This window comes from Streptomyces sp. NPDC093018, from assembly GCF_040684035.1.
Classification (GTDB): domain Bacteria; phylum Actinomycetota; class Actinomycetes; order Streptomycetales; family Streptomycetaceae; genus Streptomyces; species Streptomyces murinus.
This window is the reverse complement of record NZ_JBFBFF010000009.1, coordinates 136,654-160,459: the sequence shown is the minus strand read 5'-3', so window position 1 is coordinate 160,459 and position 23,806 is coordinate 136,654. Positions and strand designations below refer to the sequence as shown.

Genomic DNA, 23,806 nt, shown 5'->3' with positions numbered 1-23,806 from the left:
AGCAGGATGAGGGACGTACCCGATCAGCACGACCCCCGAGGTTTTTCATGATCGTCATTACGGCTCCCACCGGGAACATCGGCCGTCAGCTGCTCCCCCTGCTCCTGGAGTCCGCCCCCGCCGCGGGCGAGGAACTGCGCGTGATCGTGCGTGATCCCGCCCGGCTTCCGGACGCGGCGCGCGGACGCGTCGAGGTGATCACCGGCTCGCACGCCGAGGCCGACGTCCTCGACCGGGCCTTCGAGGGCGCGGACGCCGTCTTCTGGCTCGTCCCCCCGGACGCCTCGCTGGCCCCGCACGACGCCTACACCGGTTTCACCCGCCCCGCCGCCGAGGCGCTCACCGCCCACGGCGTCGGCCATGTCGTCGGTGTCTCCGCGCTCGGCCGGGGCACCCCGCTCGCCGACCGGGCAGGACTTGTCACCGCCTCGCTCGCCATGGACGACCTGATCGCCGGCACCGGCGTCGCCTACCGGGCCCTGGCCAACCCGTCCTTCTTCGAGAACCTCCTGGAGGAATGCGACTCGATCCGCGAGAAGGGCGTCTTCACCGACTCCGTCGACCCGGACCGCAAGGCCCCCTTCGTGGCCGTAGCCGACATCGCGGCGGCCGCGGCCGGCCTGCTCCTCGACCGCTCCTGGACCGGCACCGGCAGCGTCCCGGTCCTCGGGCCGCAGGACCTGTCGCCCGACGACCTGGCCCGCATCATGACCGAACAGCTCGGCCGCCCCGTCCGCTACGAACGCCAGCCGCTCGACGAGCTGTACACGACCCTCGTCGGCTACGGCCTCCACGAGGCGTTCGTCCAGGGCATCGTCGACATGAAGCGGGCCAAGGACGAGGGCCTGGACGCCGGTGTCGCCCGCACCCCGGACACCGCTTCGCCCACCAGCTTCGAGCAGTGGTTCGCACGGACCCTCAAGCCCGCCGTCCTCTCCTGAAGCCCGGCACCCACCTCCCGCGGAGGCATTTCCATGTCCGTTGACACCACCGGCAATCCCGTTGACACGACCGGCGACACCGAACCGCCCGTCACGGCGTTCATGCTCGTCAAGACCACGCCCGAATGGCTCGCCCTGACCGTTCAGGAACGCGTGGACGCCTTCACCACCCAGGTCCTGCCTGCCATCGAGGCCCGGACCACCGGCGTCCGATCACGCTTCTACGACACCGAGTTCTACTCCGCGCGCGTCACCGACGTATGGGTGTGGGAGGCCAAGGACCACCACGCCTACCAGCTCCTCGTCGACGCGCTGCGCGAAACCCCGTTCTGGGACCGCTACTTCGAGATCGTCGACCTCCTCGTCGGCACCGAGAACGGCTACGCGCGGACGTACGGCCTCGAACCCGTCGCCACCATCGTCACCTGACCTGCGCACGGCCCGGAGTGATCGGGCCGGTGAGCCGGAGCAGCAGCGCGGCGGCGATGTACCGCATCTTGCCGACGTTGCTGCGCGGGTCGTACCCCAGTGTGTGGGTCAGCGACTCATGGCGGGCCTGCACGGTGGAGTGGTGCATGCCCAGCTCGGCTGCCGCGGAGCGGATGCTGTCGGCTTCCACCAGCGTGCGCAGCACGTCCGCGGAACGGGGGTCGAGACCGGCGAGGGCGAGCACGTCCTCGTGCGGGGCCCCCGGGTCGTAGGCCTGGGCGAGCAGCAGCATCGCTCCGAGGTCCGCCGCGTCGACGGCCGGTGCGGTGGCATCCGTCAGCCGGAGCGCGATGACCGCCGCGTCCCAGGACTCGGGTGCCCGGTCGGCACGCACCCAGGTCCCGAACCCGACCGGTTCCGGCGGGCTGAGCTCGCCGGAGATGTCGAGTGTGGCCTTCAGGAGTCCGTACCGGGTCGGCACGATCGCGGAGGGCGCGTCGGTCTCGGCCGCGTCCGCCAGGGTCGCCAGGATCCGCACCGGGGTCGCCGGATCGATCCGGCGACGCGCGAGGAGTGCCATGCGCTCGGCGATCGGACGGGCCGGGTCGATGACCGCGTCGATGCCGCGCTCGGGGCGGCGGCGCGCCTCCAGGAGCTCGACCCCCAGGGCGAGGCGCTCCGCGATCATCTCGTCGTGGGGCTCCGGCTCCCCGTCCCGTTCGAGCCACACGGTCCAGCCCGCGTGGGACAGCAGGGACGAACGCCGGTGGCCGTCGGTGGCATCGCCGAGCAGGCGTCCATCGGGATCACGCCGGCTCACCCGCCCCCGGACCTCGGCACCGGCGACCGTCCCGGAAAGCACCGCGGCACCGCGCAGCAGCCCGTCGAGCCCGGCACCGCGGGCGATGAGGACATCGAAGTACGACACGATCCGCAGCGATTCGCTCGCCTCCGGGTCGAGTGAACTCAGCCTTCCGACCAACTGGTGCACTTGCGGTCCTCCACGCTCTTCCCGCATTTTACCGAGATCCGATGAGGCGTCGCCTCAGGACCCCAGGGCGCGGGCCACCCAGGCATCGCGCGCGGCCGTCATGGCGTGCGCGAGCGCGGTATGGGGCGCGGCCAGGTCGAAGCCATGGAATCCGCCGGGCCAGATGTGCAGTTCGGCCTGTACGCCCGCGTGCCAGAGCGCGGTCGCGTAGGCGACGTCCTCGTCCCGGAAGACCTCGGCCGAGCCGCAGTCGATGAACGCGGGCGGCAGCCCCGTGAGGTCCCGCGCCCGGGCGGGCGCGGCGTAGACCGACACGTCGTCGGTCCCGCGTCGCTCGCCGAGGAGCGCGGTCCAGCCCATGACGTTGCTTCCGCGGTCCCATACGCCGACCGCGTCGAACTGGGCCGAGGACACCGTGCGGTCCCTGTCGTCCAGCATCGGATAGATCAGCACCTGACCGGCCAGGGCCGGTCCCCGCCGGTCGCGTGCCATCAGCGCGATTCCGGCGGCGATGCCGCCCCCGGCGCTCTGGCCCGCGATGATCAGCCTGTCGGGGTCCATGCCGAGCTCTCGGGCGTGCTCGGCCGTCCAGAGCAGCCCGGCGTAGCAGTCCTCGACCGGGTAGGGGTCGGGATGCTCGGGCGCGAGCCGGTACTCGACGGTGACCAGCACGGCGTCGTGCTCGACGACCCACGGCAGGACCTGGGCCAGGCCGGCGAAGCGGTCGCCGGAGACCATGCCGCCGCCGTGCGTGTGGTAGATCCCGGGGCCGAACCCCTGATGGTCCCGGCGGGCGATCACCGAGACGGTGATCCCGTCGCCCAGGTACCCCGGGATCGTGACGTCGCGCCGGGTCAGACCGGAGTCCGAGAGCATCTCAGCGGTGACCACTCCCGTCGTCGTCCGGCGCATGTCGGGGATCATGTCCGCGGTCAAGGTCGGCGGTATCTCATCCTTGAGAACCGCGAGGACGGCTTCGAGCTCCGGGTCGAACGGGGGGCGCGGGACGGTGACGGACATCGGGACTCCTTCATCTGCGCCGCGTGTCCGCGGCGTGGATCGATCGTCCTGCGGAGGCGGCGGCGCGCGGAACCGCCGAACGCCGCGGTCTCGGGCGCCGTACCCCGCCGTTCGCGCGCCCGGCCCGCCGACGGGCGTGGCCTGCCGATGGCCTGGCCCGCGGACGGGCGTGGCCTGCCGATACGGCACGGTCCGGTGCGGATGACCTTCCGGAGGCCGTCCGCACCGGACCGTGCCGTATCGAGAAAGGTCAGCCGACCTTCAGCAGGATCTTCCCGCCGACGCCGTCGCGCAGCGAACGGAGGGCGCCGACCACACCCTCCAACGGCAGCTCCCGCACCCAGCCGGTGGTGTCGTAGACCCCGTCGGCCATGGCCGCGATGACCGCGTCGAACTCCTCGGGCCGGTATCCGACCGCGCCGATGATCTCCTTCTCGGACATCATGAGCCCTGTCGGCTGGAACTCCATCGCGTGCTCGTGCAGCGCGGCCACCACCAGCCGGCCGCCGGGGACCAGGCCCGCCAGAGCGGAGCTGATCGCCGTGCCCGCGCCCGCGGCATCCACCGCGACGTCCACACCGGCGCCGTCGGTGAGCGTGGCGATGGCGGCCGCGAGATCTTCGTTCACGGGGTCGACGACCCGGGCGCCCAGCGCGGCCATGATGGCGCGACGGTCCGCGCTCGGCTCGGACACCAGCACCCGCTCCACACCGCGCGCCTTGAACGCGAACCAGGCACCGATCCCGATCGGCCCCGCCCCCGCGATGAGCGCGGTGCCACCGGGCTCGACGCCGCTGCGCGCTACCGCGTGCCAGCCCACCGCCATCGGCTCCACGAGCGCGCCCAGCCGCAGGTCCACGCCGTCCGGCAGCACATGCAGCTTCGACGCGTCGCAGGTGGTGAACTCCGCGAGGCCACCGCCCTCCACATTCGACCCGAGCGAGCCCATCAGCGGACAGGAGAAGGGCAGGCCCTTCCGGCAGGCCGCGCACTCGCCGCAGGAGACCGCCAGCGGATAGACGGCGCCGAGGTCACCGACCTTCACATCCGTCACGCCCTCGCCGACCTCGACGACGGTGCCGGAGAACTCATGGCCGAGGATCTGCGGCAGCGTGGCGCCGGTCAGCGGATGCGGCTGGTCCAGGTCGAACGGCAGTGACTCGGGACAGAAGAAGAAGTGGAGATCGGAGCCGCAGATGCCGGCGAACGCATTGCGCAGCTTCACCTGCCCCGGGCCGGGACCGGGCTCCGGCACCTCCTCGATACGGAGGTCCTCCTTGCCGTAGAAACGCGCTGCCTTCATTCTGCTTCTCCTTGCTGTGCGACGACCGGGGACCGCCGGTCGTCCTTCATCGTCACGCGACCCTGTTTTCGCAGGCCACCGCCATGCGCGGCGGATACGGAGGACCCGGCCCGCCATTCGCGCGCCCGGGAAGCGCGCCCGGGAAACAGGGACGTCCGGACGGCTGCCGGGGCCCCTCATGAGCGTGCCTGTCCCTGGTCGGCAACTCGCGGGAACCCGAGCCCGCTTCGCCCCGACTACTGCATCAGAGCCCGCCCCCCTGAGCACTCACGCAAGGAGCCCGCATGTCGATGAACCGGCCGGCCGCTGCCGCCGTCCTGGCCGCAGCACTCTGTCTGCTGACGGCGGGGTGCGGATCGTCGTCCGCCGGCAAGGCGACCGACACGACGGCCGCGGCCCCGGCGACCGGATACCCGGTGACCCTCGACAACTGCGGTGTGAAGGAGACCTTCGCGAAGGCCCCCGGCCGCGTCGTCGTGATGAACGGCGCCTCCGTCGCCGAGGTCTCCACCCTGCTCGCCCTCGGCCTCGGGGACAGGATCGTCGCCAATGAGCAGAGCTACGGCATGTCCGAGGTGCCGGGCCGGGCCGCGGCGATCAAGAAGCTGCCCACCGGGGACGTGAAGCTCAACGACGCCTACGACATCCCCCGGGAGGCCATGCTCGGACTGCGCCCGGATCTGGTGCTGTCCACGACGTCGTACGGATTCGACCGGAAGAACGGCTTCGCCACCCGCGGGCAGTTGAAGGACGTCGGCGCCAACACCTATGTCTCCCCGCGGGGTTGTGACCAGGACACGTCCGGGATGACCATCGCCGACAGCTACCGGCTGCTGCGCGACATGGGCAAGGTCTTCGGCGTGAGCGACAGGGCCGAGAAGCTGATCGCCGCCTCCGAGAAGAACATCGCGGCCGTCACCGCCAAGGTGAAGGGGCAGAAGAAGCCGAAGGTCATGGTGCTCTTCTCCAACATGTCCATGGGCGGCAACGACTTCAGCTCGGTCGTCGCCAAGGGCATCTACAACGACATCCTGGCCAGGGCGGGCGGCTCCAACGCCTTCGAGAACGCCTCCAGGACCTCCTTCGCCGACCTGAGCAAGGAGAAGGTGGCCGCCACCGACGTCGACGCGCTCGTCGTCATCGGCTACAACGACCCGAACCCGGCGGCCTACGCCAGGAAACTGCTCAAGGAGTTCCCCCAGTGGCCGGCCGCGAAGAACGACACGTACGTGACGCTGTCCGACTCGATGTACCTCGGCCCCAGCAACGACGTGGCCGTCCGGAAGATCGCCGGGATGCTGCACCCGAACGCCTTCTGACCCGGCTCAGGGCCCCGCTCGCCCTCATGCTGCTGCCGGTCGCGCTGGTCGCCACCATGATCGTGGCGATCAGCATCGGCGCGGTCGACGTGCCCGTCGGCGATGTGTGGGGGATCGTCCTCCACCATGTCACCGGCGCCCGGACGGGGCCCGCCGACCCCGCCCTCGACCAGATCGTCTGGAACTTCCGCACCCCGCGCGTCGTCCTGGCCGCCCTGGTCGGCGCGGGCCTCGCCGTGTCCGGCGCGGTGCTCCAGACCGTGGTGTCCAATCCGCTGGCCGACCCGATCGTGCTGGGCTTCTCCTACGGCGCCACGCTCGGCGCGGTCCTCGTCATCACCCTCGGCGGCGGTGTCGCTCTCGCCGGGCTGGGAGTGTCGGCGGCGGCCTTCCTCGGCGCGGTGGCCGCCGGAGCCCTGGTCTTCGCGCTCGGCCGCCGCCATGGACGGATGGCGCCGACGCGGTTGGTCCTGGCCGGTGTCGCCGTCGGCTACGTCTTCCTCTCCGCGACCAGTTTCGTACAACTCCAGGCGACCCCGACCGAGTTGCGGACGGTGATGTTCTGGATGCTGGGCAGCGTCGCGGGCGCCCAGTGGGACCAACTCCCCACGGTGGCGGCCGTCGTGCTCGCCACGACCATGCTGCTGTCCCTGTTCGGCCGGCGCCTCAATGTGCTGCTGGCCGGCGACGAGTCGGCGACCGCGCTCGGCGTCGACGTCAACCGGCTGCGCGCCGTCCTCCTGGTCCTCAGCGCGCTGCTGACCGGCACCGTCATCGCGGTCGCCGGCAGCATCGGCTTCGTCGGGCTGATGATCCCGCACCTGGTACGGCTGACCACCGGCGCCGACCACCGCCGGCTGCTGCCCCTGACGGCCCTGCTGGGAGCCCTCTACCTGGTCCTCGTCGACCTGCTCTCCCGCACCCTCGACCGCCCCAACGAGCTGCCCCTGGGCATCCTCACCGCACTCCTCGGCGCCCCCTTCTTCCTGTGGCTGCTGCGCCGCGACAAGGGCCTGGACTGAACCATGAGACTCATCGTCGACCGGCTCCACATCACCCTCGACCGCAACCCGATCCTGCGCGACGTGAGCCTCGAAGTCGGCCAGGGCGACGTCGTCGGACTCGTCGGACCCAACGGCAGCGGCAAGTCCACCCTGCTGCGCACCGTCTACCGCTCACTGCGCCCGGCGGCCGGTGTCGTCCGGGTGGGCGACGACGACGTGTGGGAACTGTCCCCCCGCGCGGCGGCCCGCCGTACCGCGGCCGTCCTCCAGGACACCGGCGGCAACCCCACCGGCCTGACGGTCACCGAGATCGTGGCCCTCGGCCGCGCCCCCCATCACGGGCTGCTCGGCCGCGACGGCGCCGAGGACCGGGAGGCCGTGTCCAAGGCCATCGACCGCTGCGGCGTACGGCCCTTCGCGGACCGGGACTACGCCTCCCTCTCCGGCGGCGAGCGGCAACGCGTCCTGCTGGCACGGGCGTTGGCCCAGAATCCCAGGCTTCTCGTCCTGGACGAACTCACCAACCACCTGGACATCCGGGCCCGGTTCGAGCTGCTGGACCTGATCCGTGCCACCGGCGTCACCACGCTCGCCGTCCTGCACGACCTCGATCTCGCCGCCCGTCTCTGCGACCACCTCGTCGTCCTGCGCGACGGAACCGTGGCCGCGGCGGGACCGGTCCTCACGGTGCTCGCCCCGGACCTCCTCGCCGATGTCTTCGGCGTCCACGCACGCACCGAACGGCACGCCGACGGCGTCATCCGGATCACGTACGCTGCCCGGCCGCTCGCGGGGGACGGGGATCTCCGCGATCGCCTCTGCCGGCGGGACGGCACCCCTGCCGCCGCGCCACCGCCGGGCGCGCCCGCCCCGGACCGCGCGCGGTCCCCGAAGTGATCCGAGGCTGACGCGTGGGGTGCGGCCGCCCCCGTTCTCCGGCTGCGACGGCCGGACAACCGGAGGAGGATGGATCCGCGCGGACTGTCAGGGCCCGGACCACCACCGGGAACCTGCCTTCGGCGCTGTCGAGCGAAGTGTGCCGACGGAAGGCCCCGGCGATGAGCGGCGAAGGGCGATGAGCGGCCAAGCATGGGTCGGCGTGGCGGTGGCGGGCAGCACGGCCGCGTACGCGCTCTGCTCACGGCGGCTGGCATCGACCCCTGTGTCGTCGGCGATGGTGTTCGTCGGCTGCGGGATCCTGCTCGGCCCCGCCGCGCTCGGCATCGTCGATCTGAACCACGACTCCGAGCCGATCATCGCACTGCTCGAAGCGGCGCTCACCCTGGTGCTGTTCACCGACGCCATGACGGTCCGCAGGCGGGACCTGCGGACCGACGGCTTTCTCCCGGCCCGGCTTCTGAGCGTCGGCCTGCCGCTGAGCATCGGGGCAGGATGGCTGCTGGCGTGGCCCCTGCTGCCGGGGCTGACCCTGTGGGAACTCGCCCTCGTCGGCGCCGTCCTCGCGCCCACGGACGCGGCCCTCGGCAAGACCGCCATGTTCAGTCCACGAGTCCCCGCGCTCGTCCGGCACGGCCTCAATGTGGAGAGCGGCCTGAACGACGGCATGGTGCTGCCGTTCTTCGTGCTCTTCCTGGCCGTCATATCCGGCACGTCCGCCGCGCGAGAGGGAGCGGCGGGTGTCTTCTGGCGTGCGCTGGTGCTCAGTTCGGTGCTGGGATTCCTGGTCGGCGCCGTCGGCGGCCGGCTGCTGCGAGCGGCGCGGTCACGGGGGTGGGTCTCGGGGGAGTGGGCGCAACTGTTCGTCCCGGCCGTCGCCACGGCCGCGTACGCACTGGCGCTCGTGGTGAACGGCAGCGGCTTCATCGGCGCCTGGATCGGCGGCTTCGCCTTCGGTTCCGCACTGCGCCGGTACCCGGCCACCGAACGCAGGCTCCGGGCCACCGAACCCCAGAAGAGCCCCGGCTCCCAGGAGAATTCCGACCCTTCGCCGGACGCCCCCGACCCCGCCGCCGGTTTCACCGAGCACCTCGGCGAACTCCTCGCCTCACTCAGCCTGCTGGTCTTCGGCGCCGTACTGCTCGGCCCGACGCTGGAGCACTTGAGCTGGCGCGTCGTCGGCTACGCGGTTCTCAGCCTCACCGTCGTCCGTATGCTGCCCGTGGCCCTCGCGCTCGCCGGCAGCGGCCTGCGAGGTCCCACGGTCGCCTACATCGGATGGTTCGGACCCCGCGGTCTGGCATCCGTCGTGCTCGGACTGCTGCTCCTTGAGGAAGAGCACGTCCAGGGAGTCGAGTTGATGGCGAGAGTCGTGGCGGTCACCGTCGGCCTGAGCGTGCTGCTGCACGGGGTCACCGCCGTCGCCCTCGCCGACCGCTACGGCGACTGGCACGAGAGGGCCACGGCCGCGCGCGGGAAACTGCGCGAGGGAACCCCCGTTCCCGAGTCCGCCCGGGGCGCCCCGCGCAGAAACCGCCGACCGTGAGTCAGGACGACGTGAGTCAGGACGACGGGGGCTGGAGAACCGCGTCGATGACGTAGATGGTGGCGTTCGCGGCCTTGATGTTGCCGCAGACGATGCTCGCCTTCCCGTTGACCTTGAAGTCGGTGCCCGACCCCGACGTGGTCAGCTTGCTGCCTTCCACCGTCGTGAAGGAGCCGTGGGAGAGTTCGTCCGGCGTGATCTGCTTGTCCACGACGTGGTAGGTCAGCACCTTCTTCAGCTGCCCCTGGTTCTTGAGCAGCGAGGTGAGCTGCGACGCGGTCACCTTCTGGAACGCCTGGTCACTGGGTGCGAAGACGGTGATGTGGGACTTGCTGTCGAGAGTGCCGTTCAGCCGCGCCCTGACCGCGGCCGAGACCAGCTGGCTGAGCTGCGGATACGCGGCGGCGGCCTCGGTGACCTTGTCCTTGACCGTGTCGATCTTCTGGGAGACCGCCGGACATCCGGGACCGAACGTCCCCGACGGGCTGGGCGACGCGGCCCGTGCCTGGGCCTGCTGCGCCATACCTCCGAGCGCGAGCGGTACGGCGACCAGAGCCGCCGCGGTGGCCTTCGCTGTACGCATGCCGGTGAACCTCATGGCAACCTTCCTCCCGTGGAGGCGTGAACACTGCAGAGGCCGGGATCGCGGAAATCCTCGTCTCCGCGCGAATCCTCGATTCCGCGCACGGGGTGGGTTGCTGTCCCGCCACGGCCCTGGGCCGTTCCCCGGCTGCCCAGCGAGCGTATCCAGCGGGTGCGGGTGACCGCATCTCGGAGCCCGGCTGCGGCGCCCGGCGACGCGGAGCACAATGGTCGTCGGGGGAGGAGCGACAAGGCGCCCGTGACCGGGTACTTCATACGCGTGACCGGCTACTCGTACGGTTGAGCGAAGTGGTGTCGACATGTCCGAACCATCACAGAGCCAGAGCCAGAGCCCGAGCCAAAGCCCCGCTTGGCGGCGCATCCCCGAGGACGTCGCCGGCGCGGCCGTCACGGTGGCACGGGCCGCCGGACACGCGGCCCTCCACCCGAAGGCCACGATGGAGCGCGCACGCCATCTGCCGGAGATCGTGCCCGCGCTCGGTCACGCGGTGAAACCGATCCTGACGGGCCGCATGGGCGACTGGCGCGGTGAGTACGCCTACACCCTCGGCGAGCAGGCGTTCGTCTACGGGTTCCCGTACATCTACAACGCGCAACTGAGGCACGACTGGGTGACGAAGCCACGGAACCCGGCCACGGTCCCGTACGCGCCCGTCAACCACTTCTGGCATGCCGAGCGCCTGCTGGACGCGACGTACCGCGACGGCGGATGCCCCAACAACGACACCCTGTACTCGACGGCCTGGGTGCATCTGGGCAGCGAGCCGGTCATCCTGTCCCACCCGGACATGGGCGACCGGTACTTCACCTTCGAACTGGTGGGGATCACCTCTGACAACTTCGACTACGTCGGTCAGCGCACCACCGGTTCCGAAGCGGGCGACTTCGCCCTCGTCGGCCCGGGCTGGAAGGGAAAACTCCCGGCCGGAGTACGGCACGTGAAGAAGGCGCCGAGTCCCTGGGTGCTCGTCCTCGGCCGCACCCTGGTCGACGGCCCGGACGATGTGCCCCGCGTCCGGGAACTCCAGGAGCAGTACCGGCTCACCCCGCTCAGCCTGTTCGGCAAGAGGGACGCGGAGGTCCCCGAGAGCCGCGACGTCCTGGTGCCCGTCCCGGCGGCGGAGGATCCGCTGGGGCCGTGGAAGACCCTCAATCTGATGCTGGCCGAGAACCCCCCGCCCTCCCGTCACCGGGTGCTCCTCCAGCAGTTCGCCCAGATCGGCATCGGCCCCGGCCTCGATGTCGAGGCGCAGCCGGAGGCCGTCAGACGAAGCCTGATCCGGGCCGCCGCCGTCGGCGTACCCATGCTCAAGGAGCAGATCCTGAGCGGCGACTGGGCCGAACTCGTCCACGGCTGGCGCTATCCGCCGCCGGAGATGGGACGCTTCGGCGACGACTTCCTCAAGCGTGCCGCCGATCAGTCGCTGATCGGCGTCGCCGCCAACGACCCCGCCGAAGCGGTCTACCTGCTCAACTTCGAGGACGCGAGCGGCGACAAGCTGGATTCCGGCGGCCGGTACGAACTGCGCTTCCCCGGCGACGCGTTGCCCCCGGTGGACGCCTTCTGGTCACTGACCGCCTACGGGGAGGACATGAACCTCATCCCCAACCCGGCCGACCGCTACTCGGTGGGCGACCGCAGCGCCGGCCTGCGACGGGACGCGGACGGCGGACTGACCCTGCACCTCCAGCGCGAGCGGCCCGACGAGGACACGGAAGCCAACTGGCTGCCCACCGCCCCGGACGGCACCTGGTTCGTGGCCCTGCGCATGTACCGGCCCAGCCCGGCGGTGATCGACGCGACCTGGGAATGCCCTCCCCTGACCCGCGTCGACTGACCGCTCGTACGACCACCGCAGCGCGGCGCCTCGCCGCCCGCCGACGCGCCTGGAGCGAGGAGAGGTGATGGCCGTCGTGGACGGACCCATGGTCACGGATGTCGTCGTGGTGGGTGCCGGGGTCGCCGGGCTGGCGTGTGCCCGTGACCTGGCCGCCGCCGGGCTCGGCGTCACCGTGCTGGAGGCGGACGACGCGGTGGGCGGCCGGATGCGGACGGACCGCGTGGACGGCTTCACGGTGGACCGCGGATTCCAGGTCGTCAATCCCGCCTACCCGCAGCTGCGCCGGCGCCTGCCCGCGCGGTTCGTCGACCCGCGCCCCTTCCTGCCGGGCGTCCTGGTGCACACCGGTGACCGGCGGGTGCTGCTGGCCGACCCGCGCCGCCGCCCCGACGCGCTGGCCTCGCTGCTCTCCGGGCGGATCGCCCGGCCGCGCGACCTCGCGGCGCTGGCCGCGCTCGGCGCCCGTGACGCGCTCGCCCCGGCCCGGACCATCAAGCACGCACCCGAGTACACCACTCGCACCGCACTGGCCGACGCGGGCTTCTCCGAACCGTTCGTCGAGGACTTCTTCCGGCCGTTCCTCTCCGGGGTCTTCCTGGAGGACACCCTGGAGACGTCCAGCCGGGTGTTCCACCTCGTGTGGCGCAGCATGCTGCGCGGCGCCCTGTGCCTGCCGGCCTTCGGCGTGCAGTCCGTCCCCCGCGCCCTGGCCGCGGCCCTGCCCGAGGGCACCGTGCGGCTCGGCACCCCCGTGGCAGGGCTCGCCGACGGGGCCGTACTCACGGCGGACGGTACGGAACTGCCGGCGCTCGCCGTCGTGGTGGCGACCGGCGCCGGTGCCGCCGCACGGATGCTGCCCGGCCTGGACGTGCCCGGCCAGCGTACGGTCACCACCTACTACCACGTCGCCCCGCGCTCCCCCCTGCGGCAGCCCGTCCTGCTGGTCGACACCCGTCGGCGGGTGCTGAACACCTGCGTCCTCAGCGATGTCGCGCCCGAGTACGCGCCGCGCGGCAGCGCCCTCGTCGCCACCTCGGTGCCGGGCCGCGACACCGAGCCCAGGCGCTCGGCCGTGGCCACGGTCCTGTCCGAGATGTACGGCACCGACACCACCGGCTGGGACCTGCTGGTCGCGCGCACCGTCGAGAACGCGCTGCCCGCCATGCCGCCGCCCTGGCCGCTGACCCGAACGTGCCGTACCGGCAAGGGGCGTTACGTCTGCGGGGACCACCGGGGCACGGGTTCCGTCCAGGGCGCTCTCGCCTCCGGGGCACGGGCGGCCCGGGAGGTGCTGGAGGACCTCGGCGGAAAGTGAGCGCGACGCGGCCCGGCCGGACGTCACCGTGCCGATCACCTTGTGCGGACGGGGAATTGGCGGTACCCCTGACGCTGCGCCGCGCTTCCCACGCCCTTCGCGCACGGAAACAGCCCTCGTGCCCGAGACAGACAGGAACCGACCGTGCCCCCTGAGTCCGCCGCCGAGCCCACCGAGTCCACCGAGTCGACCGTCTCCGCCGTACGCCCCGCGTCCGCGCTGCCCCCGGGCCGCCCGGCCGACCAACTGCTGGCCGAGCTGCGGGACTTGCGCGCGGCGGACGCGCCGACCCGGGGCGGCCGGACGTTCGCGTACGTCTACGACGCGGGGCTGCCCGACGTGGACGAGCTGACCGAAGCCGCGTACGGCGTGTTCGCCACGGTCAACGGCCTGGACCCGACGGTGTTCCCGAGCGTGGCCCGGCTGGAGAACGACGTGGTGGGCGCGGTCTCCGCGATCCTGGGAGTGCCCGGCGCGCAGGGCAGTTTCACCAGCGGCGGCACCGAGTCGATCCTGCTCGCCGTCAAGGCCGCCCGGGACCACGCCCGTGCCGTGCGCGGGGTGACCCGGCCGCAGCTGGTGCTGCCGTCGACGGCCCACGCGGCCTTCCACAAGGCGGCCCACTACCTGGCGCTGGAGACGGTGGTGGTCCCGGTCGACCCGCTGACGTTCCGCGCCGACGCGCCGGCCGTCGCGAACGCGGTCACCGAACGGACCGCCCTGGTGGTCGCGTCGGCACCGTCGTACGCGCACGGGGTGCTCGACCCCGTGGCCGAGATCGCCGCGGCCGCCGCGGCACGGGGCGTGCTGTGCCATGTCGACGCGTGCATCGGCGGCTGGTTCCTGCCGTTCCTCGCCCGCGCGGGCCTCCCGATCGAACCGTTCGGCCTCTCGGTCCCGGGCGTCACCTCGATCTCGGTGGACCTGCACAAGTACGGCTACGCCCACAAGGGTGCCTCGGTCGTCCTGTACCGGGACGCCGAACTGCGCCGCCACCAGTACTTCGCGTACGCGGGCTGGCCCGGCTATCCGGTGGTCAACCCCACCGCGCAGGGCACCAAGTCCGGCGGGCTGCTGGCGCAGGCATGGGCGGTGCTGCACCACCTCGGCCACGACGGATACACCGCCCTGGCCCGCCGCGTGGCGCTGGCCGCCGACCAACTGCTGCCCGGCCTGCGGGCATTGGACGGCATCCAAGTGCTCGGCGACCCGGCGGGCAGCCTGATCGCGTTCACCGTGCACGGCCCCACCGGCACGCCCGATCTGGGACTGGTGCTGCAGCTGGCGGACGAGATGCGGGAGCGCGGCTGGTACCTCCAACCCCAGCTCTCCTGCGACGCCCTCCCGCCGAACCTGCACCTGACACTGACCCCGGCGACCAGCGACCGGGTCGAACCACTCCTCGCGGACCTGGCCGAGTCGCTGGCGGCGGCACGGGCATGCGAGCCGGTCACCGTGGACCCGGCGCTTGCCGAACTGGCCGCCGCGCTCGACCCCGACACCCTCACTCCACAGGACGTGGCGGAGTTCCTCGCCTTTGCCGGACTGGGCGGCGAACAGGGTCTGCCGTCCCGGACGGCGCCGGTGCTGGCCCTGCTGGACGCGCTGCCGCCCCGGCTGAAGGAGCGGATGCTGACGGAGTTCGTGGGGTCGCTCTTCCGCATCTGATCCGGGGTACGGCACCCGCAGGCGTCATCCGCGCCGACCCCGGCCCCCGTCCCGCGCCTGGTGGAAGGCGTCCGACATCGCCTCCGCGGCACCGGACAGGACACCCTTGGCCATCCCGCGCCCACCCGACCCCTTGAGCTGCCCGGGGAGTTCGGTGAGCCCGGCCGGCTTCCGCGGCCCCGATTCCAGGTCCAGCCGGTTGCACGCCTCGGCGAAGCGCAGATACGTGTCGACGCTGGCGACCACGACCCGAATGTCGATCTTGAGGATCTCGATGCCGACGAGGGAGACCCGCACGAACGCGTCGATCACCAGCCCCCGGTCGAGAATGAGTTCCAGCACGTCGTAGAGGCCACTGGAACCGCCACCGCCACCGCCCTGCGTCGCCACGGTCATCACGACCAACCCCTTGTCCCTCAGCGTGTCCCTCAGTCCCGAACGATCCCGTCGACACCGCGCCCGGCAGCGACGAAGGCTGCCCGATCCGTGTGACCCGACACCCTGTGATCAAACGCGCGTGCGAGCCGACCGGCATGGCGATGACGCCTGAAGCGGCGGAATCCAGCCGTTGTCCCGGGGGCCGCTGCGGGGGCGCGGGCGGGCGGATGACGGCTGCGCGGGTCACCCCCGGCGGACCTCGGTGTCGCCGTTGACGGTGCGCAGAGTCAGCCGACGCGGATGGCCGGCGGAGCCGGCGGCCGGAATGTCCACGGTGGAACGGCCGTTGACGGTGCTCGCGTCGGTCGCGTACGGCGGCGCGCCCGCCGGAAGGGTCACGCGCACGGAGCCGTTCCGGGTCACTCCGTCCAGCGCGTCGGGCGAGGTCGCGCACAGCAGGTCGACGTCACCGTTGACCGTCTCGGCCTCCACCCCGCGCGCCGCCAGGCCGGTCGCGCGGACGGAGCCATTACGGGTCACAAGGCGCTGGCGGGCCCGCTTCGTGCCCGAATCCTGCACGGTGACATCGCCGTTGACCGTGCTCAGGCTCAACTCGCCCCGCACGTCGCTCACATCGATCCCCGCGTCACGGGCCCGCACGGTGAGCGTGACATCGCTGGGCACCCGGACGAGCGGCATCCCGCCGCAGTTGGCCCTGGCCCGGTCATCGCCCTCGTCACAGGGCAGATCGAGGGTGTGCGTGCTGCCGTCCCCGGCCCAGCGGGCGAGGGTCGCGCCGTCCACCGACACGCTGCCGTCGTCCGTCCCGACGACCCGCACACCGCCCTGCGTGGTGATGACGAGTCGGCTGCCGCCCGCGAGAGCGGCCTTCTCGAACGTCCCTCCCCGTTCGCCGGGCACGGCCCCCGGCACCGCCCGATCACCGCCGTGGCCGCAGGCCGCCAACGCGAGGAGCGACACCAACGCACACCCGGCCCGGGCCACCCGGCCACGACGAGGGGACGTGCGCCCGGAGTGCGAACGGTTCGGCCTGCTCCACGATGACGTCATGGGATGCGGGTGCCCGGGAGGAGCCGGTTTCGTGCACACCGATCACGGGGTCCGGCGCGTGGTGCGGGAACTCCTCCGGCGCACCAGAAGCTCGATGGCGACCTGCATCCGGTCGCGGTAGAACTCCCGCGATACGGCCTGATGCTTGAGGCCGATCGACGCACTGATCATCGTCCGCGCAACCGAGGGGGCCGCGTCCCGTCCCGATTCGACGGCGATGGCGGCCGTGATCAGTTCCTCGAACCGTCGCGGCGCGGATTCCACGATCCCGCCGACGAGTTCGGGGTTGTCCTCGATCACCGCCGTGACGTCCTGCGCCAGCGGCCCGACATAGCGGCCCGCCCACTGGTCGAACGCTTCGAGCAGACGCTCTCGAAGCGGCCGGGCGGAGTCGGCCAGCACCTGTTCGACCGCTGCGATGTCCCGCTCCATGGCCTGGGTCACCGCGGCACGGAACAGGGCCTCCTTCGAGGAGAAGAGAAAGTAGAGCCCGGGCCGGGAGATGCGCGCCGCCCGCGCCACTTCCTCCATCGAGGTCTTCCGGTAGCCGAATCGCGCGAACGTGGCCATCGCGAAGTCCAGAACCAGGGCCCGGCGGTCGGTGTCGGCGGCTGTCGACGGCGGGTGGCGGACATCGGGGCTGCTCATGGGTCGAGCATATGAGCGAGAGGCGGGCTATACAAGTCACGTCTAGTTTGTATAGTCACCGCCATGGCTGCTCACCCACTCATCGCCACGCCCTTCACCGCCGCCACCACCGCGGACGAGGTGCTGCGCGGCGTCGACCTCGCCGGTGTCCGTGCGATCGTGACGGGAGCTTCTTCCGGGCTGGGGGTCGAGACGGCTCGGGCGTTGACCGCCGCCGGGGCGGAAGTGACACTCGCCGTCCGGAACACGACCGCGGGAGCTGCCGCCGCCGAGACGATCGCGAGGTCGACCGGCGGGATCCCACCCCGGGTCGTCCGGCTCGACCTCGCCGACCGGACCTCCGTCACACGACTCGTGGACGCGTGGCGCGGCCCGCTGCACCTCCTGATCAACAACGCCGGCCTGGTCACCGGTGGCCTCGAACGCACGCAGGAGGGCTGGGAGTTGCAGTTCGCGACCAACCACCTCGGCCATTTCGCCCTGGCCACCGGCCTCCATGACGCCCTGGCCCTGGGGGCGGCCGACCGCGACGGAGCGCGGATCGTCTCGGTCAGCTCTACGGCGCACATGCGCTCCGGCATCGATTTCGACGACCTCCACTTCGAGCACCGCGACTACGATCCGCAGATCGCCTACGCCCAGTCGAAGACGGCGAACTCACTCTTCGCCGTCGAGGCGACCCGCCGCTGGGCGCCCGACGGCATCGTCGCCAACACGGTGAACCCCGGCGGCGTCGCGACAGGGCTCCAGCGGAACTTCACACCGGAACAGGGCAGGTCGCTCGACGCGGCCGAGGCCGCCGGGGTCTTCACCTACAAGACGGTCGAGCAGGGGGCCGCCACCACCGTGGTCGCGGCCGTCGCCCCCGAGTTCGCCCACACCGGAGGCCACTACCTCGACGATGCGCAAGAGGCCTACACCGTGCCGGACGACGCCGACCTCGCCCAGCACCCGCACGGCGTCAAGGAATGGGCACTCGACCCCACCACCGCCGAACGCCTCTGGACCGTCTCGACCGGCCTGCTCCGCACCTGACACCGTGTTGCCGAAGCCGACCACCACATAGAGCCTCTCGCCGCCCCAGGTCCCTCCGACCGGCCGACCAGTGCACGGCCTGGCTCACCGGGATGCACCCCGCCCCGGGCGACAGCTGCTGGAGCTGCCCTCCAGGCGGACCGGCTGGGGGAGCGCCACGCGGGGGGCCGGACCCGGGTGGACACGGACCTGGCGACGCCGCCCCTGCTTGACGCCCTGCGCCCCGCCACGCTCGTGCCGGAGGCGGGATGGCGGCAGGCCGCAGGGGGTCACTGGATGGCCGCACGATGCGAGGAGGCGCTACGGCTGTACGACTCCGGTGAGGCCGAAGCCATCCCGGTCGCCCGGTTCGCCGCGCTGCTGACCCTGACCGGCGCCTTCGAAGAGCCCGGCGCGAGCCGGCCGTCCCCGAGCAATGCCTCGCCCCCCTCGCCGATTACCGTCGGCGAGCCCGCTGATCACAACGCGCTGGGTCATCTGGTCCTCCTGAAGGCGGTGTCCTGGAGACGGTGTCCGAAGGGATGGGCGTCCGGGAGGCTCAGCGTCCGCGGAACACGGGATCGCGACGCTCCAGGGACGCCGTGATGCCCGTGGCGGCGTCCTCGGTGCGCCACAGCCGCTCCTGCTCGTCGAGCTCGTGCGCGCGCCGCCTCCAGCCGGTCGAGCAGCCCGGCATGCAGCGTGGCCCGCATCGAACGCACCGCCAGCGGGGCCGCGGCCGCGAGTTCACGGGCTAGCTCGACGGCGGCGGCCCGTTCCTCGCCGAGTTCCGCGAACCGGTCGGCCAGCCCCGCGGCGTACGCCTCCTGACCGCGCAGCGCACGACCGGTGTACAGCATCAGCTCGGCACGGGTCTGCCCGGCGATCCTCGGCAGGGTCAGGCTGAGCGCGAAGCCGCAAGGGAAGCCGAGCCGGGAGAAGTTGGCCGCGAACCGGGACTTCGGCCCGGCGACACGGAAGCCGGCGGCGCAGGCGAGCCCGAGCCCACCGCCCACCGCCGCGCCCTGCACCGCCGCGAGCACCGGGATCTCCAACCGGAAGATACGGAAGGCCTGTTCGTAGACGGCCGCGGCGGACGCGCGAGGGCCGAGACCACCGGTCCCCGCGCCGGTCTCGGCCGCCGCGACGACGCGCTCCGTCGAACCGCCCCAGGCGACATCGCGCAGGGTGCCGGTGACCGTCGTACCGTCGACGCCCAGCGCCACGGGCGGCGGCGTGACGGTCCACGGGGCGCCGCTTCGGCCCGCCCGGCCGAGGCCGTGACCAGCCAGAGTGCCAGATGGTGCTCCAGCAACGGCAGTGGTACGGCGTGCCGCCCGGCCGCGGTGAGCAGCGTGACCACGTCGGCGAGCGCCCCGCCCGACCCGCCCGCGGCCTCCTCGATCCCGATCCCGGGCAGGCCGGGACCCGCGACGGTGTCCCACAGATCTCGCAGCAATGGCGAACTCTCCGCGTCCAGCACCGAGTTGTGCCCGACCTTGTCCGCGAAGAGCGGGTCCCCGAGCTCTTCGACATCATGGTCGGCGATGTCCGCGGCGCGGTGGGTGGCGCGGCGGGCGGCGTCGCTGATCGGCTGAGCTCCTTCGCGATCAGATTGTGCAGGATCTCGGTCGTGCCACCCCGGATGGTTCACGACGGCTTGTGCAGCACGGCGGTGGCGAGAAGCGCCTCGAACGGGTCCCGGGACGACGGATCGGGCATCCGCCCGGGATGCCGTACGACGATCTCCACGCACTCCTGCTCGAACCGGGTGGCCATGTCCTTGACCAACGCGGCTTCGGTCCTGGGGAGTTCACCGGCGTCGAAGGTCAGCAGGCAGAAGTGCGCCTCGCCGTCGATGAACGGGATCGGGGAGATCGTCAGCCCCTCGGTCGGCCGCTCGATGATGAACTGCGTCAGACCTGCGCGCCCGGATGGTCATCCAGTTGCTCGGCCTCAACGGCGAGACCCCGATCCTCGCGATACGCCGCAGCCTGCGACTCACCCCCTCGGCCCTGACCAGCCTCGCGGACCGCCTCGAACGGGACGGCTACCTGGAACGCCGCCGCCACCCCACCGACTGCCGCACCGTCGTCCTGGCCCTGACCGCGACGGGCAAGCGCGCCTACGCCGCGGAGAAGTCCTTCTATCGCCATCTGATCGACGACTCCCTCGACGCGCCGGCCCGGGAACGCGTACTCGCGGCACTCGCGGGCCTGGTCCAGAGCCGGCTGACGGACCGGACGTAGCGCCGGCCGAGGTCGCTTTCGGCATGCCTTCGCGGACTCGGCGGGGAGAAGTGTGCCCCCCCTGTGTGGATGCACCCCCTCGTCATGAGAGTTCACTTGCATGAGTGATGCGACCAGCCTATATTCATGAGAGTCGGTTCTCGTGAAGGGCGCATCAATGACCTCCCCTGTTACCACCAGCAACACCCGTACCGTCGACCTCCCCGGCGGTCTGTCTGTGACCATCGAAGAGCGCGGAAGCAGTTCCGAGGGCAGGGGTTTCCTGCTGCTGCACGGTGGTGCGGGCCCCCGGACGATGACCGGGCTGGCCGAGGCGCTGACCGAGCACGCGTACACCGTCGTTCCGACGCACCCGGGTTTCCAGGGGACGCCTCGCCCGGAGTGGGTCGACTCGCCGGCCGATCTCGCCGTCGCCTATCTGGACCTGCTCGACATCCTCGGTCTGAGCGAGGTCATGGTGATCGGCAGTTCGATCGGCGGCTGGGTCGCCTCCGAGATGGCCCTGCGTGACACCAGGGGCCGCATAGGCAGTCTCACCCTGCTCAACGCGGTGGGCATCCATGCGGTGCAGAAGAAGAACGCGGTCATCGACGCCCGCACCCTGGCCCCGGCCGAGCTCGCTCAACTGTCGTTCGCCAACCCGGCCTTCCGCCCCGACTTCGCCTCCTTCAGCGATGAGCAGCGGGCGCAGGGAGCCGCCAACCAGCGGACCCTGGCGGTCTACGGGGGCGAGGAGTTCTCGTACGACCCGAAGCTGCGCGGTCGCCTGCACCGCGTCGATGTGCCGGTGCTGGTCGTCTGGGGCGAGCAGGACGGCATCGCCTCCACCACCTACGGCCGCGGCTACGCCAAGTCCTTCCCCAACGGCCACTTCGCGCCCATCTCCGAGGCCGGGCACTTCCCGCACATCGAGCAGCTGGGGCGCACTCTCGGGGCCATCGGAGACTTCGCCAACGGCGTGGTGAACGCGCCGTCCGCGGCCTGAGGCCGACCTCGTCGTTCGTGCGGGGATGCCCGGTCGGCGTCCCCGCACGAATGTCGGCTCAGTCGTACTCCGTGGCCGGGGTGGTCGCGTAGCGGGCCATGACCCCTACCGTGGCCGGACCCGTCAGCTCTCCGTCCCGCGTCGTCGCGTCCCGCAGGTCCCGGAAGTACTGCACATACAGGTCGGGCGTGAAGGTGTTGACCATCACCAGTGGTTCGTCGCCCGGGTTGGCGAAGGTGTGGGGTACGCCCGGCGGGACCATCACCAGCGTTCCGGGGGGTGCCTCGTAGTCGTCGTGGCCCACGGTGAATCGGGCCGTACCGGAGACCACGTAGAAGCCCTCGTCGTGTTCGGCGTGGCGATGCTGGGGCGGGCCGGCGCTGTGCGGGGCGAGGGTGATCTCCCCGATTCCGAGGCGGTGCGCGGTCGTGCCGCCGTCCTCCAGGATGCGTACCCTCGCCGGTCCCAACTCGATCACCTCGCCGCCGTCAGAAGGGACGATCGCGACGCTGGTCATGGCCAGACTCCTTCGTGAGAGTTACCTCGCATGAAAATAGTCAAGTCGCATCGTATGATGCAAGTCTTGACCGCAGGAATTGGTCGCAGGAAAGACGCCTCCCCGCCGCGGACCGAAAGGTGGATCCATGTCCCCGCAGACCTCGCCGGCTTCCGGCATGACCGGCCGCGCGAACCAGAAGCTGCGCACGCGACGGGCGATCGTGCAGGCCGCGGCCGAACTGAGCCGCACCGGGCGTGAAGTGACGATGGCGGAGATCGCCGCGGCGGCCCTTGTGTCCGAGGCCACGGCCTACCGCTACTTTCCCGACCTGGTCAGCCTCCTCCAGGAGGCCATCGGCGGCCAGCTCCCCGGTCCGGGCGAGGCGCTCGCCGGGGTCGAGCACTCCACCGATCCCGTGGAACGCGTCGCCGCCGCGACCGAGTTCCTGTTGCGCCATGTACTGGCCCGGCAGGGCGTGGTCCGCGCCATGATCGCCGGAACCGTCGCCCGCCCCGAACGGTCCGCCCGTCCCGGTCTGCGCTTCGGGCTGATCGACCACGCGCTGGCCCCGCAGGCCGAGGCGATCGAGCCGGCCGTGCTGGAGCAGCTGAAGCGCGGCCTCGCCGTGGTGGTCAGCGCCGAGGCGCTCTTCAACCTCACCGATCTGTACGGCCTGGACCCGGAGGACGCCGTCACCAGCGTCGTGGCGACCGCGACGTCCCTCACGCGCGCCGCCCTGGATCCGGATACGAAGCCCGCTCGCTGACACCCCGCCAGGACGCCTCCCCGATGACGCCACGTCGCGTCTCCCTTTCGAGGAGGGCCCGGAAGGTGCCCGGCGGCCGACCCGTGAGGCGCTGGACCGTGTCGGTGGTGCGGTCCTCCGCGCCTTCGGCGATGGCGCGGTCCATGCCGGCCAGTATCGCGGCGAACTCCAGCGGCAGTTGCGCCGCGAGTCGGTCGCGCATCTGCTCGTAGGACAGGCGGCGGTGGGTCACCGGGCGCCCGGTGACCTCGGTGATGGTCGTGGCGATGTCGTCGTGGCCGAGTGCCTCGGGTCCGGTGAGGACGAGGTCGGTGTCGGGGGCCTGCTCATCGGTCAGGGCGCGGACGGCCACGGCCGCGATGTCCTCGGCGTCGATGAAACCGACCCGGCCGGCTCCCGTGGCGGTCCAGATGGTGCCTTCCTCGCGGATGCTGTGGCTGTGCGCGTGCGCGCCGGTGAAGTTCTGCATGAACCAGGACGGCCGTAGAACCGCCCATTGATCGAACAGGTCGGGCAGCGCCCGGTGCACCGATCCCACCGCCGGGCCGCCTTCGGGGATCGCCGAGGAACTCAGCAGGACCGCTCGGCGCACACCCGCGGTACGGGCGAGCCGCAGGAACGGCAGCATGAGCGCCGCGGGATCGGGCTCTCCCGGAGGCGGTACGAGGTAGACGCGGTCGACTCCGCCGAGGGCGGTCGCGTGGGTGGCGGGGTCGTACCAGTCGAAGGCGACCGGCTCGGCGCCGGCGACCGGGGTGGCCCGACGGGCGGCGGCCTTGACCCGATGGCCAGCGGCCGTCAGCTGTGCGGCGGTTCGGCTGCCGGTGGTGCCGGTGGCGCCGATGACCAAAGTGGTGCCGGTGGTGGTCATCGGCTGCTCCCTGTGAAGTCGGTGCCGGACTGCCGGACGGCGAGGGGGTTCCAGTAGTCGCGGTAGGAGGTGAACCGCCCGTCCCGAACGGTCACGACGGCGATGTACGTCATGTCGAAGGGGGTGTCGGTCTCCACCACGCGGCCGACGCCGCGCATCTCGACCACGATCGTCTCCGGCTCGGTGGTCCGATGGATCCGCAGGTCGGGGAAGTCGTGCAGATCGATGTGGTCGGGATAGTGGCGCATGTACGCGGCGACGGCCTCCTTGCCCTCCAGGCGCCGGGGCCGGCCGTCGGGGGCGAAGGGGAACTCCATGAGGCCGTCCTCGGCCCACAGCGCGACCCAGGCGGGAATGTCCTTGTCGAGCAGTAGTCGCAGGCTGTGGCGGTACAGATCCGCCGGGGAGGTCGGTGCGGACATGGGTGTCCTCCAGGTCATAGAATCCG

Annotated in this window: 25 protein-coding genes; 13 read left to right on the top strand and 12 right to left on the bottom strand. The window is 71.6% G+C overall.

Features of this window, described 5'->3' with window-relative positions:
* Positions 1 to 47 precede the first annotated feature (47 nt).
* Entirely contained in the window at positions 48 to 941 is an 894-nt protein-coding gene (locus AB0N90_RS21305; protein ID WP_365198752.1) for an NAD(P)H-binding protein, read from the top strand.
* Positions 942 to 974: 33 nt separating this feature from the next.
* Entirely contained in the window at positions 975 to 1,370 is a 396-nt protein-coding gene (locus AB0N90_RS21300; protein WP_365198751.1) for a darcynin family protein, read from the top strand.
* Here AB0N90_RS21300 and AB0N90_RS21295 read toward each other — a convergent pair.
* The 3 genes from AB0N90_RS21295 to AB0N90_RS21285 form a co-directional block, all read right to left on the bottom strand.
* Positions 1,363 to 2,361 (bottom strand): hypothetical protein, encoded by a 999-nt coding sequence (locus AB0N90_RS21295; protein WP_365198750.1) that lies wholly within the window; start codon positions 2,359 to 2,361, stop codon positions 1,363 to 1,365. The genes AB0N90_RS21300 and AB0N90_RS21295 overlap by 8 nt on opposite strands.
* Positions 2,362 to 2,415: 54 nt before the next feature.
* Entirely contained in the window at positions 2,416 to 3,381 is a 966-nt protein-coding gene (locus tag AB0N90_RS21290) for an alpha/beta hydrolase (RefSeq protein WP_365198748.1), read from the bottom strand.
* Positions 3,382 to 3,631: 250 nt separating this feature from the next.
* Complete coding sequence (locus tag AB0N90_RS21285; RefSeq protein WP_365198745.1) at positions 3,632 to 4,684, bottom strand: 2,3-butanediol dehydrogenase; 1,053 nt, start codon at positions 4,682 to 4,684, stop codon at positions 3,632 to 3,634.
* A 284-nt stretch (positions 4,685 to 4,968) separates the two neighbouring features.
* On the opposite strand from AB0N90_RS21285, the gene AB0N90_RS21280 reads away from it, so the two are divergent.
* From AB0N90_RS21280 to AB0N90_RS21265, 4 genes are all read left to right on the top strand, one after another.
* The gene (locus AB0N90_RS21280; RefSeq protein ID WP_365198742.1) at positions 4,969 to 6,003 is read left to right on the top strand and encodes an ABC transporter substrate-binding protein; all 1,035 of its coding nucleotides are present in this window, start codon (positions 4,969 to 4,971) and stop codon (positions 6,001 to 6,003) included.
* Positions 6,004 to 6,059: 56 nt separating this feature from the next.
* On the top strand, positions 6,060 to 7,025 hold the full coding sequence (locus AB0N90_RS21275; protein WP_365199129.1) for an iron ABC transporter permease: 966 nt from the start codon (positions 6,060 to 6,062) through the stop codon (positions 7,023 to 7,025).
* Between the two features lie 3 nt (positions 7,026 to 7,028).
* Positions 7,029 to 7,904, top strand: a complete 876-nt coding sequence (locus AB0N90_RS21270; protein ID WP_365198739.1) for an ABC transporter ATP-binding protein — start codon at positions 7,029 to 7,031, stop codon at positions 7,902 to 7,904.
* 178 nt (positions 7,905 to 8,082) lie between these two features.
* Positions 8,083 to 9,450: a cation:proton antiporter gene (locus AB0N90_RS21265; RefSeq protein ID WP_365198736.1), complete on the top strand. Its 1,368-nt coding sequence runs from the start codon at positions 8,083 to 8,085 to the stop codon at positions 9,448 to 9,450.
* Positions 9,451 to 9,466: 16 nt separating this feature from the next.
* Here the strand turns inward: AB0N90_RS21265 and AB0N90_RS21260 are convergent, their stop codons facing one another.
* Positions 9,467 to 10,033 carry a fasciclin domain-containing protein gene (locus AB0N90_RS21260; protein WP_233534319.1) on the bottom strand — a complete coding sequence of 189 codons (567 nt, stop codon included), beginning with the start codon at positions 10,031 to 10,033 and terminating at the stop codon, positions 9,467 to 9,469.
* Between the two features lie 319 nt (positions 10,034 to 10,352).
* Between AB0N90_RS21260 and AB0N90_RS21255 the strand changes: the two genes are divergently transcribed.
* From AB0N90_RS21255 to AB0N90_RS21245, 3 genes are all read left to right on the top strand, one after another.
* Entirely contained in the window at positions 10,353 to 11,891 is a 1,539-nt protein-coding gene (locus AB0N90_RS21255; RefSeq protein ID WP_365198732.1) for a DUF1254 domain-containing protein, read from the top strand.
* Between the two features lie 67 nt (positions 11,892 to 11,958).
* Positions 11,959 to 13,209, top strand: coding sequence for an NAD(P)/FAD-dependent oxidoreductase (locus AB0N90_RS21250; protein ID WP_365198730.1), 1,251 nt, complete (start codon positions 11,959 to 11,961; stop codon positions 13,207 to 13,209).
* A gap of 219 nt (positions 13,210 to 13,428) precedes the next feature.
* On the top strand, positions 13,429 to 14,877 hold the full coding sequence (locus tag AB0N90_RS21245; protein ID WP_365199126.1) for an aminotransferase class V-fold PLP-dependent enzyme: 1,449 nt from the start codon (positions 13,429 to 13,431) through the stop codon (positions 14,875 to 14,877).
* A gap of 24 nt (positions 14,878 to 14,901) precedes the next feature.
* On the opposite strand, the gene gvpJ is transcribed toward AB0N90_RS21245, so the two are convergent.
* The 3 genes from gvpJ to AB0N90_RS21230 form a co-directional block, all read right to left on the bottom strand.
* Positions 14,902 to 15,273, bottom strand: coding sequence for a gas vesicle protein GvpJ (gene gvpJ, locus AB0N90_RS21240; RefSeq protein WP_365198727.1), 372 nt, complete (start codon positions 15,271 to 15,273; stop codon positions 14,902 to 14,904).
* Between the two features lie 225 nt (positions 15,274 to 15,498).
* Complete coding sequence (locus tag AB0N90_RS21235; protein ID WP_365198724.1) at positions 15,499 to 16,326, bottom strand: DUF4097 family beta strand repeat-containing protein; 828 nt, start codon at positions 16,324 to 16,326, stop codon at positions 15,499 to 15,501.
* 42 nt (positions 16,327 to 16,368) lie between these two features.
* Entirely contained in the window at positions 16,369 to 16,896 is a 528-nt protein-coding gene (locus AB0N90_RS21230; protein WP_365199123.1) for a TetR/AcrR family transcriptional regulator, read from the bottom strand.
* A gap of 141 nt (positions 16,897 to 17,037) precedes the next feature.
* Here AB0N90_RS21230 and AB0N90_RS21225 point away from each other — a divergent pair, with 141 nt between their 5' ends.
* The gene (locus AB0N90_RS21225) at positions 17,038 to 18,009 is read left to right on the top strand and encodes an SDR family NAD(P)-dependent oxidoreductase (protein WP_365198721.1); all 972 of its coding nucleotides are present in this window, start codon (positions 17,038 to 17,040) and stop codon (positions 18,007 to 18,009) included.
* A gap of 473 nt (positions 18,010 to 18,482) precedes the next feature.
* On the opposite strand, the gene AB0N90_RS21220 is transcribed toward AB0N90_RS21225, so the two are convergent.
* Both AB0N90_RS21220 and AB0N90_RS21215 read right to left on the bottom strand, forming a co-directional pair.
* Positions 18,483 to 19,214: an enoyl-CoA hydratase/isomerase family protein gene (locus tag AB0N90_RS21220; RefSeq protein ID WP_365198718.1), complete on the bottom strand. Its 732-nt coding sequence runs from the start codon at positions 19,212 to 19,214 to the stop codon at positions 18,483 to 18,485.
* 424 nt (positions 19,215 to 19,638) lie between these two features.
* Positions 19,639 to 19,767 (bottom strand): hypothetical protein, encoded by a 129-nt coding sequence (locus tag AB0N90_RS21215; protein WP_365198715.1) that lies wholly within the window; start codon positions 19,765 to 19,767, stop codon positions 19,639 to 19,641.
* Between the two features lie 167 nt (positions 19,768 to 19,934).
* Between AB0N90_RS21215 and AB0N90_RS21210 the strand changes: the two genes are divergently transcribed.
* Positions 19,935 to 20,237, top strand: coding sequence for a MarR family transcriptional regulator (locus AB0N90_RS21210; protein ID WP_365198712.1), 303 nt, complete (start codon positions 19,935 to 19,937; stop codon positions 20,235 to 20,237).
* A gap of 157 nt (positions 20,238 to 20,394) precedes the next feature.
* Entirely contained in the window at positions 20,395 to 21,222 is an 828-nt protein-coding gene (locus tag AB0N90_RS21205; RefSeq protein WP_365198710.1) for an alpha/beta hydrolase, read from the top strand.
* A 58-nt stretch (positions 21,223 to 21,280) separates the two neighbouring features.
* Here the strand turns inward: AB0N90_RS21205 and AB0N90_RS21200 are convergent, their stop codons facing one another.
* Positions 21,281 to 21,739, bottom strand: a complete 459-nt coding sequence (locus tag AB0N90_RS21200) for a cupin domain-containing protein (RefSeq protein WP_365198707.1) — start codon at positions 21,737 to 21,739, stop codon at positions 21,281 to 21,283.
* Between the two features lie 127 nt (positions 21,740 to 21,866).
* Here AB0N90_RS21200 and AB0N90_RS21195 point away from each other — a divergent pair, with 127 nt between their 5' ends.
* On the top strand, positions 21,867 to 22,487 hold the full coding sequence (locus AB0N90_RS21195) for a TetR/AcrR family transcriptional regulator (protein ID WP_365198704.1): 621 nt from the start codon (positions 21,867 to 21,869) through the stop codon (positions 22,485 to 22,487).
* On the opposite strand, the gene AB0N90_RS21190 is transcribed toward AB0N90_RS21195, so the two are convergent.
* Positions 22,444 to 23,358 carry an NAD(P)H-binding protein gene (locus AB0N90_RS21190; RefSeq protein ID WP_365198701.1) on the bottom strand — a complete coding sequence of 305 codons (915 nt, stop codon included), beginning with the start codon at positions 23,356 to 23,358 and terminating at the stop codon, positions 22,444 to 22,446. The two genes, AB0N90_RS21195 and AB0N90_RS21190, sit on opposite strands and share 44 nt — an antisense overlap.
* Complete coding sequence (locus AB0N90_RS21185) at positions 23,355 to 23,780, bottom strand: nuclear transport factor 2 family protein (protein WP_365198698.1); 426 nt, start codon at positions 23,778 to 23,780, stop codon at positions 23,355 to 23,357. The genes AB0N90_RS21190 and AB0N90_RS21185 overlap by 4 nt, the downstream gene beginning before the upstream one ends.
* Between the last annotated feature and the right edge of the window lie 26 nt (positions 23,781 to 23,806).